We start from the raw sequence: 15523 nt of genomic DNA, 5'->3' as shown, positions 1-15523 counted from the left end.
CACAAAAATTCGATTACAACGCACGGTATTTCTCTCTCAATCGTTGTCTTACCCACTCAGCGATTGAGTTCACTGCAAAGGTGAAAATCAGCAAAATTAACGCAGCCAAAAATAGAATTCGATAATGGGAGCTTCCAACCTCAGACTCAGGCATTTCTACCGCGATAGTCGCAGACAAGGTACGCATCCCTTCAAGAATATTCCAATCCATAATTGGTGTGTTACCTGTCGCCATCAGGACAATCATGGTCTCGCCTACTGCACGCCCAAGCCCCATCATGATGGCTGAAAAAATTCCCGGACTGGCTGTAAGTAGAACAACGTGAATGAGGGTCTGCCAAGGCGTCGCTCCCAAAGCGAGGGAGCCATCCGACAAGTGCTTTGGCACAGAGAAAATGGCATCTTCGGCGATGGTAAAAATCGTGGGAATCACAGCAAAACCCATCGCAAAGCCAACCACCAAAGCGTTGCGCTGATCAAAATCAATGCCGTGCTCTGCAAGATAGACGCGCACATCGCCAGCGAAAAGCCACTGCTCGATGTTGGCACTTTGAGAAAGAATGATGACAGCCAACACGACGATCACTGGCATCAAGATCATCGCATGCAATCCATTGGGAAAACGTCCTACCCAAGCGCGTGGCAACTTGTGCCAAATCGCACCAACAATAACGGTCGACAGTGGTAAAAACAGCATCAAAGCAATAACTGCAGCAAGATTGCGCTCAACGATGGGCGCAAACCAAAGCCCGGCTAAGAAGCCGATAATCACCGTAGGCAGTGCCTCCATGAGTTCAATCGAAGGTTTCACGACGCGGCGCATTTTCGGCGTCATAAAATAGGCGGTGTAGATCGCGCCAAATACTGCAATTGGCACAGCAAACAGCATCGCAAACGCCGCCGCTTTCAAGGTACCAAACGCTATCGGAACCAAGCTGAACTTAGCTTCGAACTCATCGTTGGCGGAAGTGGTTTGCCATACATACTGTGGCTCAGGGTAGCTTTCATACCAGACTTTCTGCCAAAGCGACGAAACTGAAATTTCAGGAAACGGATTATCAATACCTGCTAACGAAATGGTCGAGCCGGTAATCGCAACCAGATACTTTTCATTGCTCGACATCGCCGCGAGATCGGGCGCTTTATCGTAGGCGCGGTTGAACATCACCAGTTTTTCGCTCGTGGTGTAATGGCTTTGCACCGTGCCGTTGATGTAGAAACTGTAAAAACCTTTGCGATAAATATCGGGCAGGAGAAATTGCAGCTCAGATGCCAACTTAAATTCGCGGATATGGGTTAAGTTTCGCTGGCCATCTTCGAGCACATCAAACCATTGCGAGACCAGCCCATCAGCATGACTGACCAACAAAGAATACGCTCCGCTGAGTAGGTTAATATCGGTCACCGCGTGCTTTTCTTGACCGAGGCTTAAGTCTACGACCTCACGAGTAATAAACTCAGATTCTGTCTTTTTCGCGACCACCAGCTCAGAGCCGCTACGCAGATACAGGGTCGAACCATCCGGAGTCAATAAAATTTGGTCTAAGTTAGGAAAGGGGACATTGAAACGATAGCGCTGCTCTTGACCTTGTGCGTTGAGCCACTGCACTACCACCGACTTGTCCGCAAAAAAGCCAGCCAAGGTCGGAGAAGCGTCAACGGAGAAACTCAGAGCGGTCAGTGGCGAGGATTCATTAAAGCGTAAAGCCGTCTTAAACGTTTCAACTCTCGGCTTAAAAACACGCGCTTGCCCTTCTAGGGTGCTGTTCATTTCTGGACGAAAGATTTGAACTTCTCCAGCTTCATTGGCAAAGGCAAACCAGCCTTGAGAAGCCACCGACTGAGCAAACAATGGAAAGTCTGAAGCAACACTCTGACGAAATTCCGGCGAGTCAGATTGGGCATCTAATCGCCAAAAGTCCACATTGCCGTCACGCGACACCACAAACGCATGCTCGCCATAATCGTCCACGCCCAGCGCGAGTGATTGAGTGTGGTGAATGTTTTTGCGGGCGATATTTGGGGAAAATTGGGCATCAGCAAACAGAGGCAAGACCATCATCGCCAGATAGACGAAGATCAAAACGAGAGCCGCCAAAACGCCGACTCCTCCGGTCGATACTGCAAGCCGAACAAAACGATCTTTAATTAGTCGCTTACGATCACGTTCTCGCAATGAAAATTCGGCTTTAGCCATTTGTCCCACTTAACTAGATTTGCCCAGACGTATAATATTTAATTTAGGTGACAATTATATTACAGATCGCATTAAACTGCTGAAAACAATGCAATAAAAAATTGCAATAAAAATGTCACACAAAGATCTTAATTTGCTTACGCTTAAAGGGAATCGCCCCCCTCACTCTCTTCGTCAGTCAGGTTAAAAAGGTACGTTCATGAGCGCAGAAAAACTCTACATCGAAAAGGAATTGAGCTGGTTATCATTCAATGAGCGAGTCCTCCAAGAAGCGGCAGACAAAGACGTACCCTTGATTGAGAGAATTCGTTTTTTAGGCATATTCTCCAATAACTTAGATGAGTTCTATAAAGTCAGATTCGCCGACGTTAAACGCCGAATTTTGATTAACCAAGAGCGTGGCGGCAATGATAATTCCAAACACCTGCTGACGAAAATGCAGACCAAAGCGCTGCGACTCAATGAACGTTTTGATGAGCTCTACGCAGACTTGATCAGAGAGATGGCGAGACGTCGAATCTTTCTCGTAAACGAGACGCAGCTGGATGAAGTGCAACAAAAGTGGGTCAAAAAATATTTCAGTAATGAGGTGCTTCCGCATATCACCCCACTGTTACTCCGTGAAGATATCGATGTGCTGCAGTTCCTCAAAGATGAATACGCCTACATCGCTGTCGATTTACATAAAGAAGAACAGAGCGATTACGCGCTTATTGAAATCCCCACCGATCACCTACCGCGCTTTGTTATGGTTCCAGAACAAAAGGGCAAGCGGCGCAAAACCATCATCTTACTCGACAACATTATTCGTTACTGTTTAGACGAACTGTTTAGTGGCTTCTTCGATTACGACGAGCTCAATGGCTACGCCGTGAAAATGACTCGCGACGCCGAATACGATCTGAGCCATGAAGTGGAACACAGTCTGCTTGAACAAATGTCTGAGGGGTTAAGTCAGCGCCTGACCGCGATGCCAGTGCGTTTCGTTTATGAACGTGATATGCCAAGCGAAATGCTCGATTTCTTATGTGATAAATTGCAAATCTCCAACTACGACAGCTTGATCCCTGGTGGTCGCTACCACAACTTCAAAGACTTTATCGGCTTCCCTAACGTTGGACGTGACTACCTCGAAAACAAACCTCTGCCGCCGATGAAATGCGCCGACTTCGACGGCTATGCCAACAAGTTCGATGCGATCAAAAATCAAGATATTCTGCTCTACTACCCGTATCACACCTTTGAACATATCTCTGAATTGGTACGCCAAGCTTCATTCGACCCTAAGGTTCTGAGCATCAAAATCAACATTTACCGTGTCGCAAAACACTCTCGTTTGATGAACTCGCTCATCGATGCGGTTCACAACGGTAAACAGGTCACCGTGGTAGTTGAGCTGCAAGCTCGTTTCGACGAAGAAGCCAACATCGAGTGGGCGCGAATCCTCACCGACGCTGGAGTACACGTAATTTTCGGCGCGCCCGGTTTGAAGATTCACTCAAAACTTCTTCTCATCAGCCGCCGTGAAGAAGAAGAGATCGTACGCTACGCTCACATTGGTACGGGTAACTTCCATGAGAAAACCGCTCGCATCTACACTGACTTTGCCCTGCTAACCGCGGACCCAGAAATCACCAATGAGGTGCGTAGCGTCTTCGGTTACATTGAAAACCCATACCGCCCCGTCAAGTTTGAACACCTGATTGTGTCACCACGCAACTCGCGCAAGCAGTTATATCGTCTTATTGATGCAGAGATTGCAAACGCGAAAATCGGCAAACCGGCGTCAATCACCCTAAAAGTGAACAACTTGGTGGATAAGGGGCTTATCAACAAACTCTACGGCGCGAGCGCTTCTGGAGTTGAAGTGAATATGATCATTCGCGGAATGTGTTCTCTGGTTCCGGGCGTCGAAGGGATCAGTGACAACATCAAAATCATCAGTATTGTTGACCGCTTCTTAGAGCATCCTAGGGTGCTCGTCACACACAACGATGGTGACCCGCAGGTTTACATTTCTTCCGCCGACTGGATGACTCGCAACATCGATCACCGAATTGAAGTAACCGCGCCAGTTCGTGACCCACGTCTTAAACAACGCATTATTGATATCATTAACATTCACTTTACCGATACAGTAAAGGCGCGTTGGATAGACAAAGAAATGAGCAATACCTATGTTCCGCGTGGAAATCGCAAGAAACTTCGCTCACAAATTGCCATTTACGACTATCTTAAACAAGTAGAGAAACAAACGAAAAATCAAAAACGTAAACAGCAGTCGGAGAGTTATGACTCAAGCACAGGAAATTCGTGATGTTGCTGCGATAGACCTTGGTTCCAACAGTTTCCATATGGTGGTAGCTCGTGTCGTCGACCAAGATTTGCAACTCGTTAGCCGCCACAAACAGCGTGTTCATCTCGCTTCAGGCCTTGATGCGCAAAAAAATTTAGACAATGCCGCCATTGAACGTGGGCTTGAATGCTTAACCATGTTTGCTGAACGCCTACAAGGGTTTGACGTCGAAAACGTCCGCATAGCCGCCACCCATACATTGCGCCAAGCAAACAACGCGCACATTTTCCTCCAACGAGCGAAAGAGGTATTGCCCTTCCCCATCGAAGTGATCCCGGGTGTCGAAGAAGCCCGTCTGATCTATTTAGGTGTCGCGCATACCCAACCAGAATCCGACTCCAAACTGGTCGTTGATATCGGCGGTGGCAGTACGGAGATGATCATAGGCAAAGGGTTCGAGCCAGAGCTTATCAACAGCAAACAGATGGGCTGCGTGAGCTACACCAACCGTTATTTCGCAAACAGCAAACTGTCCAAAAAGAACTTTGCGCAGGCCACCCTTGCCGCCGAGCAGCGTCTTGAATCCATTGCATCACGCTATCGTAAAAAAGCTTGGGACATCGCTTTTGGTTCTTCAGGAACCATCAAAGCTATCCGTGAAGTGTTGATTGGCATGGGCCATGACGATGGCATTGTCACCAGCAAACGCCTAGACAAACTGATTGAAAAGTTGTGTGAATGGCAAACCATTGATGAGATCGAACTTGATGGTTTAACACCGGAAAGAAAACCGGTTTTTGCTGCTGGCGTCGCCATTTTGTCTGCCATATTCAAAGCGCTCAAGATTTCAGAAATGCATTTTTCTCAAGGCGCATTGAGAGAGGGCTTACTGTTTGAGATGGAAGACAACTTCAAGCGTTCGGATATTCGTATGCGAACCACCGAAAATCTGGCCAGTAAGCATCTAGTGGATTTAGAGCATGCTGCGCGCGTCAAAGGACAAGCGCAAGAGTTTCTGCAACAAGTCCACCAAGTCTTGGGTATTAAACGCAGCTCTGAGCTGTTTGACTTGCTAGACTGGGGAGCATTACTGCACGAAGTCGGCTTAAGTATCAGCTTGCAAGCGTTTCACCGTCATTCCGCGTATATTTTGCGCCATACCTATATGCCCGGCTTCAACCAAGAACAGCAACGCGTGTTGGCGATGTTAGTACGATTCCAACGTAAAGCCCTTAAACTTCACGAGATGGAAGAGTTCTCTCTATTCAAGAAGAAAGATGTTATCGGCTTAATCCGCGTCTTGCGACTGGCGATTTTGGTCCACGGTCAGCGCAATGATGACCCACTTCCGGAGCTTGAGTTGTCGATTGAAGGAGATACTTGGACACTCACCTCAAAAGATGAGCAGTGGCTGCAAAACAACCTTCTGCTTCACGCTGACCTAATGACAGAACAGCAGCAGTGGGAAAATGCTGGGTGGGCGTTAAACTTTTAAACCTGAGTGGCCGCTAACTGATCGGTTAGCGGTCGCGCTTAATACCTACTTTCTTGAGCTCTTGCTCCGCTAATTCTGCGGAAATAGGGATGTAGCCATCCTTCTTCACCAACGCTTGACCCTGCACCGAGAAAATGAAACGAATGAACTCTCGTTCGATGGGAGAAAGCGGTTTAGAGGGATGTTTATTCACGTAAACATAAAGGTAACGTGAAAGTGGGTACTTACCTGAAAGAATATTCTCTTGGCTTGCTTGTATGTAGTCGGCGCCATTTTTGGCTACTGGCAGTAACTTTACTCCCGACACCTGATAGCCGACCCCAGAATAGCCAATGGTGTTGATAGCAGAAGCCACCGACTGTACCACAGAAGCCGATCCAGGCTGCTCATTGACGCTGTTCTTAAAGTCACCACCACACAAAGCATTGTTCTTAAAGTAACCATACGTTCCTGATACGGAATTACGGCCAAACAACTGAATGCTACGCTTGGCCCATTGATAATCTAACCCCAACTCTGACCACGTCTCGACGGGCGCATTAGCACCGCAACGCAGCGTGGCAGAGAAAATACTATCGAGCTGAGAGAAGTTCAGCCCTTTGATCGGGTTGTCTCGATGAACAAAAATGCCGATCGCATCGATCGCGACGCGTAACTCTGTCGGCTTATAACCATGCGCTCGCTCGAACGCTTCGATTTCTCGATTTCGCATTGGGCGACTCATCGGGCCAAATTGTGCCGTACGTTCGGTCAAGGCTGGCGGTGCCGTCGATGAACCTGACGCTTGAACCTGACCATAAACGCTCGGGTACTGCTGCTTAAACTCTTCAACCCAAAGCGTTGTCATGCCTGCTAACGTGTCGGACCCTACACTGGTCAAAGTGCCTGTGACGCCCGGCACTTTTGTGTACTCAGACAATTCAGCAGCATGAGCAGAAAGAGCCAAAACAGAAGATAGAATCGTAGTAAGCACTAACTTCATTAACTCACCACCAAACGCTGTGGCAAGATAAATGAGAACTTACTCCCCACTCCCACTTCGCTCTGAATTTCTAGATGAGAATCGTGGTGGGTCAACGCATGCTTCACAATGGCTAGGCCAAGACCACTACCACCAGTATCGCGAGAACGTGCTTTATCAACACGGTAGAAACGCTCTGTTAAGCGATGCAAGTGTTGGGGCTCGATACCATCACCCTTATCTTCCACTTCTAAATGCGCGCCTTGAGGCGTTTGATACCAGCGAACGTAAACCTCAGCGCCTGCGGGCGTATACTTCACGGCATTGTAGACAAGGTTGGAAATCGCACTGCGCAGTTGGTCCTCATCGGCAAACACTCGCAATCCAGTATCTACTTCAAATCGGAGTTGGTGCCCCTGTTCGCCACTAAGGCTCGCCGCCTCTTTTTCAAGCACATCGAGCATTGCAGGAACATTCACGACTTCATCGAGTTCGTGCATCGGCGCCGCTTCAATCTTGGATAAGGTCAGCAGTTGGTTCACCAAACTGTTCATTCGGTTGAGCTGCTCCGTCATCACACCGTGAGCTTTCGGCCACATAGGCCCAACGACCATATCTGGGTCTTCCGTCATCTCGAGATAACCTTGCAGTACCGTCATTGGTGTGCGCAGTTCATGGGAGACATTGGCAAAGAAGTTGCGACGCATACCCTCAAGCTGCTTAAGCTGAGTCACATCACGTACCACCATCAGGTGCTCGCCTTCTGTGTAAGGCACAATACGCAACTCGAGCATACGCTCAACATTGAGTGGCGAACGCATTTCGAGTGGCTCGGCGAAATTCTGTTTATTGAGGTACTTAATAAAGTCTGGCGTGCGGATCAAATTTGAGATGGGCTGACCCGTATCATCGGGCCATTTAAAGCCTAAGAGATGCTGTGCGAGCTTATTACACCACACAATGTTGCCTTCGCTACGAAAAACCACGACTGCATCGGGCAGAGATTCAGCACCGTTGCGAAAACGGCGAATAAGATTGGTCAGCTCTTTGCGCTTTTTGCGTTGGCGCTGCTGTAAGCGGTAGATGCCATTAAAAAGCGACTCCCAGTTTCCAGACCCTGAAGGTGGCGTTAGGCGCTTTTCATCCCACAACCAAGCGGACAAGCGCATTTGATTATGCAAGTGCCATCCAAGCTGCAATACCGTTGCTGCCAACAGCAACCAAGGCATGTAACCAAAAATCCAGCCCACGATAACCCAAGGGGCGTAAAAAAAAGCCAGCTCCCAGGCTAGCTTCTTCCAAGTTAACCGCTCTACCACCTAATACTCCGTGTTTCGAATTCGTCTCTCAATTACGCTTTGGTCGAGAAACGGTAGCCTGCACCGCGCACTGTTTGGATCAGCTTATCATGACCGGCGGCTTCTAAGGCTTTACGTAAACGACGAATGTGAACATCAACAGTACGATCTTCGACATACACGTTGGTGCCCCATACGTTGTTAAGCAATTGCTCACGACTATACACGCGCTCTTGGTGCGTCATAAAGAAGTGCAACATTTTAAATTCAGTCGGTCCCATATCGAGCGCTTCATCATTCGCGGTCACGCGGTGAGAAACTGGGTCTAATTTAAGACCTTGGACATCAATGACGTCTTCTAGCGCCGTAGGTGTAACGCGACGAATCACCGCTTTTAGTCGAGCCACCAGCTCTTTCGGTGAAAATGGCTTAGTAATGTAATCATCCGCACCCACTTCCAAGCCGCGAACTTTGTCTTCCTCTTCACCACGCGCAGTCAACATCACGACTGGGATATTACGCGTCAGCTCTTCACGCTTCATGTGCTTAATGAAGTTGATACCACTGCCACCAGGTAGCATCCAATCTAGCAGTACTAGATCTGGGAAGGGTTCAGCCAATTTAGTTACCGCAGAGTCGTAATCTTCCGCTTCTACTGCTTGGTAACCTTTTTGCTCAAGAACAAAGCATAGCATTTCGCGAATTGGCGCTTCGTCTTCAACAACCAGAATCCTTCTAGACATAATTGAATAACCTTTGTTTTAGTTGAATTTAATCGGGCATTAACCCTTTGCAACGATAAGCATTATTACTAGCAATTATGACACTTTTGTGACCTTTGAAAACAAATTTTCATATAACTTTCATCCCACTATTGTGTGTTTGCAGTAAGACAAACTCGACAAAAGTCTTTATGATTAGCTGCAATTTTAAAGGTATAGAGAAAGAGTATGTGGTTTAAAAACTGTCTGGTATATCGTTTTAACCGTGAAATCGAATTCAATGCAGATCAACTAGAAAAGCAGTTAGCTGAGTTTCGTTTTACCCCATGTGGCAGCCAAGATAAGCAAAAATTTGGCTGGGTTACAGCGATGGGTAAACATGGCGACATGATGACTCACGTCTCTGAAAACCGCATTCTTGTGTGTGCCAAAAAAGAAGAAAAAATGCTGCCTGCGTCAGTGATCAAAGATTCATTGAACGCAAAAATTGAAGCGATGGAAGCACAAGAAGGTCGCCCTCTTAAAAAGAAAGAGAAAGACAATCTAAAAGACGATATCGTGATGGATCTTCTGCCACGTGCATTTAGCCGCAGCAGCCATACTTACGTGCTCATCCTGCCAAAAGAAGGCTTTATTCTGGTTGATGCAAGCAGCTCGAAGAAAGCTGAAGATGTACTAGCTCTGCTGCGCAAAACCATGGGTAGCCTACCTGTTGTGCCTGCAATCCCTGAAAAGCCGATTGAAAACACGCTGACAGAGTGGGTCAAAACGGGTGAAACTCCCGTTGGCATCCAAATGCTTGATGAAGCTGAACTTAAGTCAGTACTCGAAGAAGGCGGCGTGATCCGTTGTAAGAAACAAGAACTGACCGCCGATGAAATTCGCAGCCATATCGAAGCAGATAAGATGGTGACCAAGCTGGCGATTTGGTGGCAAGAGCGTATCGAGTTTATTCTGGCAGAAGATGGCAGTATCAAACGCCTGAAATTCTCAGATGAACTGAAAGATCAAAACGATGATATTCCTCGCGAAGATCAAGCAGCTCGCTTCGATGCCGATTTTTCTCTAATGTGTGGTGAGTTCAGTGCGTTCTTACCAAACTTGTACGAGTGCTTAGGCGGTTTGCCTCACCCTAACGCTTAACTTCTCTTTAAGGTGCTCGACCCGTCGGGCACCTGCTTGCCAATTCCCTCACCGTAGTCATGGACTTTTTCCTAGTCACAAGTCACATTTTGGCGTAAAATTTGCGCCCCCGATCCCATCTGGTGGGTTCGGCCTGACTTGAGATCAGATTAAGAGAACTACACATGACTGAGAAAGCATTCGTACCTGAGCTACTGTCACCTGCAGGTAGCCTTAAAAACATGCGTTACGCATTTGCCTACGGCGCAGACGCGGTATACGCAGGCCAACCTCGTTACAGCCTTCGCGTACGTAACAACGAGTTCAACCACGAAAACCTAAAGATTGGTATCGATGAAGCGCATGCCCAAGGCAAAAAGCTTTACGTGGTATGTAACATCCAACCGCACAACTCCAAGCTAAAAACTTTTATCCGCGACCTTAAACCGGTTGTTGAAATGGGCCCTGACGCCCTAATCATGTCTGACCCTGGTCTTATCATGATGGTTCGCGAAGCCTTCCCTGAAATGCCAATCCACCTGTCTGTTCAAGCGAACGCAGTAAACTGGGCAACAGTGAAGTTCTGGGCGGCAAACGGCGTTGAGCGTGTGATTGTATCTCGTGAGCTTTCTCTAGAAGAGATCGAAGAGATTCGTCAGCACTGTCCTGAGACTGAACTGGAAGTGTTCGTTCACGGCGCTCTATGTATGGCTTACTCTGGCCGCTGCCTACTGTCTGGTTACATCAACAAACGTGACCCTAACCAAGGTACATGTACTAACGCATGTCGTTGGGAATACAAAGTTGAAGAAGGCAAGGAAAACGACACTGGCGACATCGTAGAGAAGTTTGACCCTACCCAAGCTCAAGCTGTTGAGGTTCAAGACGAGCGCCCTGAAACGACGATTGGTCGTGGCAAACCTACTGATGAAGTGGTTCTGCTTTCGGAAGCGCACCGTCCAGAAGAGAAAATGGCGGCTTACGAAGATGAGCACGGCACTTACATCATGAACTCAAAAGACCTACGTGCAGTTCAGCATGTTGAGCGTCTGACTAAGATGGGTGTTCACTCACTGAAGATCGAAGGTCGTACTAAATCATTCTACTACTGTGCTCGTACTGCTCAGGTTTACCGTAAAGCGATTGATGACGCAGTTGCAGGCAAACCATTTGATGAGAGCCTAATGGGCACACTAGAGAGCCTAGCGCACCGTGGTTACACGGAAGGTTTCCTACGTCGTCACACGCACGATGCGTACCAAAACTACGACTACGGTTACTCGGTATCTGACGCTCAGCAATTTGTGGGTGAATTCACTGGCAAACGCCGTGGTGACCTTGCTGAAGTTGAAGTGAAGAACAAATTCGTTGTCGGTGACAGCCTTGAGCTGATGACACCAAAAGGCAATGTAATCTTCACGCTTGAAGCAATGGAAAACCGCAAGTCAGAAGTTATCGACGACGCAAAAGGAAACGGCCACTTCGTATTCATTCCAGTTCCACAAGACATGGACCTAGAATACGGCCTATTAATGCGTAACTTAAATGCAGGTCAGGATACCCGTAACCCAACAGGTAAATAAGCATGGCTTTACTGATCACTGACAAGTGCATTAACTGCGATATGTGTGACCCAGAGTGCCCAAACGGCGCGATTACTATGGGTGACACTATCTTTGAGATCGACCCCGATCTCTGCACTGAGTGTAAAGGTCACTACGAGAAGCCAACGTGTCAGTCGGTGTGTCCGATTGCTAAATGTATCATCACCGATCCAGACCATGTTGAGACTGAAGAAGAACTACTCGAAAAGTTCGTTATTATTCAGGGCTTAGCTTAATAAATAAAACGCCGCTCATCCTCGAGCGGCGTTTTCGTATCTGATGTTTTACTTGTAGCTCAACTCCGTCGCTTTCCCCTTAAAAATTCGATACACCGCGAAGGTATAAAGCAAGATCATCGGCATCACGATCATTACACCATACCCGACAATCATCAAAGTTGCAGGAGAAGACGCCGCCTCTTTTGCTGACATGGTGCCCGGTACCACCTCAGGGAAAAAGCTGTACGCTAAGCCAAGGAAGCTGAGAGCAAAAATCAGAGTAACGCCAAAGAATGGCCAGCGGACACCGAAGTCATTGACCATAGGGACTTGACGCAAATAACGGTCGACTAGAAATATCGTCGCCAGAACCACAAGCGGTACAGGGGTTAATAGCAAGATTTCTGGGAAGCTGAACCAGCGAAGAGCAACCTGCTCGTTGACGATAGGGTTAATCACACTCACAGCCAAAATGCCCAGAGCAGCAAGCCAACCCGCACGCCTTGACCATCGCGCTGAACGGACCTGTAAATCCCCTTCCGTTTTGAGTACCAGCCAAGCACCACCAATGTAGACATACGCAGCAGCGACACATAAAGCACTTAACCAAGCAAAACCAAACGCCTCACTGCTGTGCTCAAAGCCCATGATGTATCGGCCAACCATGTAACCTTGAGTCAGCGCGGTCACCAATGATCCGATCCTAAAACACCAATCCCAGCGCGGTTTGTGGTCAGCGTTTGCTTTGGCTCGGAAATCAAACGCTACCCCACGCATGATCAGCGCAATCAGCATAATCGCCGTTGGTAGATAAAGCTCAGTAAGAATCAAACTGTGTGCGGTCGGAAAAGCGATCAACAAAATACCTACTGCGAGTACCAACCAGGTTTCATTGGCATCCCAAAATGGTCCGATCGAGGCAATCATCCTATCGCGTTGAACTTCATTATCACTAGGCAACAAGATCCCCACGCCCAAATCGTAGCCGTCTAGCACTGCATACATAAAGACCGAAAAGCCAAGCAGCAAAAGATAAATTTCTGGTAAATAGTCGAGCATGATTAGGCCTCTTGTTGCTCTAGGGTAACTTGATGCGCTGCCACGTCTTTACGTGCCAAATAGAACAGAGTGTGAATGTACGCCACCAGCAAAATCGCGTAGATCACTAAATACATAACCAGCGAAATCATGACTTGGCTGCTCGCAACTGGGGTCACGGCTTCAGAGGTTCTCAGAACTCCACTCACAAGCCATGGCTGCCTGCCTATCTCTGTCACGTACCACCCAGCCAATGTTGCTACCCAGCCGGAAAACGTCATCGCCAACACGGTATAAAGATAGGGCTTCGGCAGTGCATTTTTGCGAGCCAACCTAGCCGCCCCAAACCAACTGACCAATAACATCAACACACCGACCCCAACCATGACTCTGAAACCAAAGAAAAGCGGCTTAACCGGTGGGTGATCCGGCGCAAACTCATTTAACCCCGCAATCTCCCCGTTAAGGTCATGCGTCAATATCAGACTCGCGAGCTTAGGAATACCAACAGCAAAATCATTGCTTCGCGTCTCTTCGTTCGGCATTGCAAACAACAGCAAAGGTGCACCTTGCTCCGTTTCCCAAACCCCTTCCATCGCCGCGATTTTGGCAGGTTGATGCTCTAGGGTATTCAATCCATGCAAATCCCCAACGAATATCTGCAGCGGTATAAATCCAGCTGCCGCAAATAGAGAGACTTTCAAGCCCAATTTAGCGGCTCGATGATTCGGCTGCTTAATCACTTGATAAGCTGAGATACCGGCGATCAAGAAACTTGCCGTCAAGGCGGAGGCGAGCAAAGTATGAGCAAAGCGGTAAGGCAGCGATGGGTTGAGAATCACTTCTTTCCAACTGGTGACGTGCACGATGCCATCGACCACTTCGTAACCACTTGGCGTATGCATCCAACTGTTGAGTACTAAGATCCAAAACGCTGACATAGTTGTCCCCACCGCAACCAATACCGTCGCAAGGGTATGAAACCAATCAGGGACGCGGCCTCGACCAAACAACATCACCCCAAGGAAAGTCGCTTCCATAAAGAATGCAGTCATCACCTCATAGCCCAATAGCGGTCCTGCGACATTGCCGACTCGCTCCATAAAACCAGGCCAGTTGGTTCCAAATTGAAAACTCATCGTAATGCCCGACACGACGCCCAAAGCGAATGTCAGGGCGAAAATTTTGACCCAGAAATAATAAACATCGAGCCAAACAGGTGCTTGAGTGCGATTGTAGCGCCACTTAAAAAAGACCAGCATCCAAGCCAAAGCGATAGTGATGGTCGGAAAAAGAATGTGAAAGCTGATATTGGCCGCGAACTGAATCCGCGACAGCATGAGGGTATCTAACATCTCGGTTCCTCAATAACGTGTCGTGCTTAAAACGTAGTTAACTGTAATTTTTTTACGAAAAAAGAGACCGTTTGGATTTATGGTCAGAGAAAATCAGGGGCTCTGGTTCTCTACAGCCATGATTTATATCAACTCAAGTGATAAAAAGAGCCGTAAAAATCGTCACAGAAGACGTGAAAGCGTAGCGAAAATTGAAAAAGAGAAAAGAAATGTAACGAGATAGAGACGAAAAATCAGAGTTCGAATTATTCGTACTTAGAGTTCGGGATATATGAAATAAAATTACAAAAACAAGAGTAACTGTGTGGCTATTATGAATTTATCAACGACCATTTACAGCCAGAAGTTGTCGACACTGTTCGGGCATCACTTTTGGTGATTTCTTCTTCGCTTTTACAGAAGCGGCTTTTGGGGCTGCCGGCTTAGGCTGTGGTTTCCAACTCGCCAACTCAGCACCACAACCATCACCTTGTGGTGGCGCTGCTTGTGGCTTACAGTGACGGCTATCTTGCGGGCACTTTAACCTCACGTGCATATGGTAGTGATGACCCCACCACGGGCGCACTTTGCGTAACCAAGCCCGATCACTCGCTTGTTCACTGGCACATAACTTCTCTTTAATCACAGGGTGAACAAAAATTCGCGCCACCTGCTCATCGCTTGCAGCCAGTTTAACCAGCTCAAAATGTCGCGGGTTCCAATTGTTTTTCAGCAGTTGGTATTGCTCGATGTTAACGACACTAAGCGGTTTAGGCTCTGCCAACTGAGTCTGTGACAACGGCTCATCGGCCAGTTTTAACCAGATATCAATATCTAATCCGGTTTGATGGCTGGAATGCCCTGAAGAGAATCGGCCGCCTTGAGGCAGTGACATATCACCGATCAAAATATGTGTGGAGAGCTGCTGCTGAGACAAGGCACCAAGACGCTGGATAAAGCCAATTGCGTCAGGGTGACCATAGTAACGAGCCCGCTGACTTCGAATCACTTGATAACCATCGCCACTTAACGGTAGAGAGGCACCGCCAGCAAGACACCCATTAGCATAACTGCCGATTGACTGAGGCGCTTGTGATGAAGGCTGTGTGACTTGCTCCCAAGGACTGGCGTGTGCTGGTGAGAACACTAAAATAAGCAACAGAGCCCAAAAGCCTTTTCGATAACCGAACGTGATTTTCATTCCCTTGAGCTCCCTTGCTTGCGCCGATTGAAACCGC

General features: G+C 47.8%; 12 protein-coding genes. 5 read left to right on the top strand and 7 right to left on the bottom strand.

The window, feature by feature from the left end; translation table 11 throughout:
- Positions 1-13 precede the first annotated feature (13 nt).
- On the bottom strand, positions 14-2197 hold the full coding sequence (locus U9J37_RS00595; RefSeq protein WP_005471555.1) for an ABC transporter permease subunit: 2184 nt from the start codon (positions 2195-2197) through the stop codon (positions 14-16).
- 199 nt (positions 2198-2396) lie between these two features.
- Between U9J37_RS00595 and ppk1 the strand changes: the two genes are divergently transcribed.
- Positions 2397-4514, top strand: a complete 2118-nt coding sequence (gene ppk1 / locus U9J37_RS00590) for a polyphosphate kinase 1 (RefSeq protein WP_005471573.1) — start codon at positions 2397-2399, stop codon at positions 4512-4514.
- Complete coding sequence (gene ppx / locus U9J37_RS00585; RefSeq protein ID WP_005471508.1) at positions 4489-5988, top strand: exopolyphosphatase; 1500 nt, start codon at positions 4489-4491, stop codon at positions 5986-5988. Before ppk1 ends, ppx begins: the two co-directional genes overlap by 26 nt.
- A 25-nt stretch (positions 5989-6013) precedes the next feature.
- Here ppx and U9J37_RS00580 read toward each other — a convergent pair whose 3' ends face one another.
- From U9J37_RS00580 to phoB, 3 genes are read right to left on the bottom strand one after another with little or no spacing between them, the layout of a single operon-like run.
- Complete coding sequence (locus U9J37_RS00580) at positions 6014-6970, bottom strand: PstS family phosphate ABC transporter substrate-binding protein (protein WP_005471450.1); 957 nt, start codon at positions 6968-6970, stop codon at positions 6014-6016.
- Positions 6970-8268, bottom strand: coding sequence for a phosphate regulon sensor histidine kinase PhoR (gene phoR, locus U9J37_RS00575; RefSeq protein WP_005471446.1), 1299 nt, complete (start codon positions 8266-8268; stop codon positions 6970-6972). The genes U9J37_RS00580 and phoR overlap by 1 nt, the downstream gene beginning before the upstream one ends.
- Positions 8269-8300: 32 nt before the next feature.
- Entirely contained in the window at positions 8301-8990 is a 690-nt protein-coding gene (gene phoB / locus U9J37_RS00570) for a phosphate regulon transcriptional regulator PhoB (protein WP_004747931.1), read from the bottom strand.
- Positions 8991-9197: 207 nt separating this feature from the next.
- Between phoB and rdgC the strand changes: the two genes are divergently transcribed.
- From rdgC to U9J37_RS00555, 3 genes are all read left to right on the top strand, one after another.
- Positions 9198-10112: a recombination-associated protein RdgC gene (gene rdgC / locus U9J37_RS00565; RefSeq protein WP_005471494.1), complete on the top strand. Its 915-nt coding sequence runs from the start codon at positions 9198-9200 to the stop codon at positions 10110-10112.
- A 164-nt stretch (positions 10113-10276) separates the two neighbouring features.
- The gene (gene yegQ, locus U9J37_RS00560; RefSeq protein WP_005471458.1) at positions 10277-11674 is read left to right on the top strand and encodes a prephenate-dependent tRNA uridine(34) hydroxylase TrhP; all 1398 of its coding nucleotides are present in this window, start codon (positions 10277-10279) and stop codon (positions 11672-11674) included.
- A gap of 2 nt (positions 11675-11676) precedes the next feature.
- Positions 11677-11931 (top strand): YfhL family 4Fe-4S dicluster ferredoxin, encoded by a 255-nt coding sequence (locus U9J37_RS00555; protein ID WP_005471547.1) that lies wholly within the window; start codon positions 11677-11679, stop codon positions 11929-11931.
- Between the two features lie 48 nt (positions 11932-11979).
- Here the strand turns inward: U9J37_RS00555 and U9J37_RS00550 are convergent, their stop codons facing one another.
- From U9J37_RS00550 to mepA, 3 genes are all read right to left on the bottom strand, one after another.
- Positions 11980-12972 (bottom strand): cytochrome d ubiquinol oxidase subunit II, encoded by a 993-nt coding sequence (locus tag U9J37_RS00550; protein ID WP_005471445.1) that lies wholly within the window; start codon positions 12970-12972, stop codon positions 11980-11982.
- A gap of 2 nt (positions 12973-12974) precedes the next feature.
- Positions 12975-14306: a cytochrome ubiquinol oxidase subunit I gene (locus tag U9J37_RS00545; RefSeq protein WP_005471513.1), complete on the bottom strand. Its 1332-nt coding sequence runs from the start codon at positions 14304-14306 to the stop codon at positions 12975-12977.
- 322 nt (positions 14307-14628) lie between these two features.
- The gene (mepA, locus tag U9J37_RS00540; RefSeq protein WP_005471495.1) at positions 14629-15486 is read right to left on the bottom strand and encodes a penicillin-insensitive murein endopeptidase; all 858 of its coding nucleotides are present in this window, start codon (positions 15484-15486) and stop codon (positions 14629-14631) included.
- Positions 15487-15523: the final 37 nt, after the last annotated feature.

It is taken from the genome of Vibrio sp. 16 (assembly GCF_963681195.1).
GTDB lineage: Bacteria > Pseudomonadota > Gammaproteobacteria > Enterobacterales > Vibrionaceae > Vibrio > Vibrio sinaloensis_D.
The sequence above is the reverse complement of the archived record's forward strand: the minus strand, read 5'-3'. Positions and strand labels throughout refer to the sequence as shown.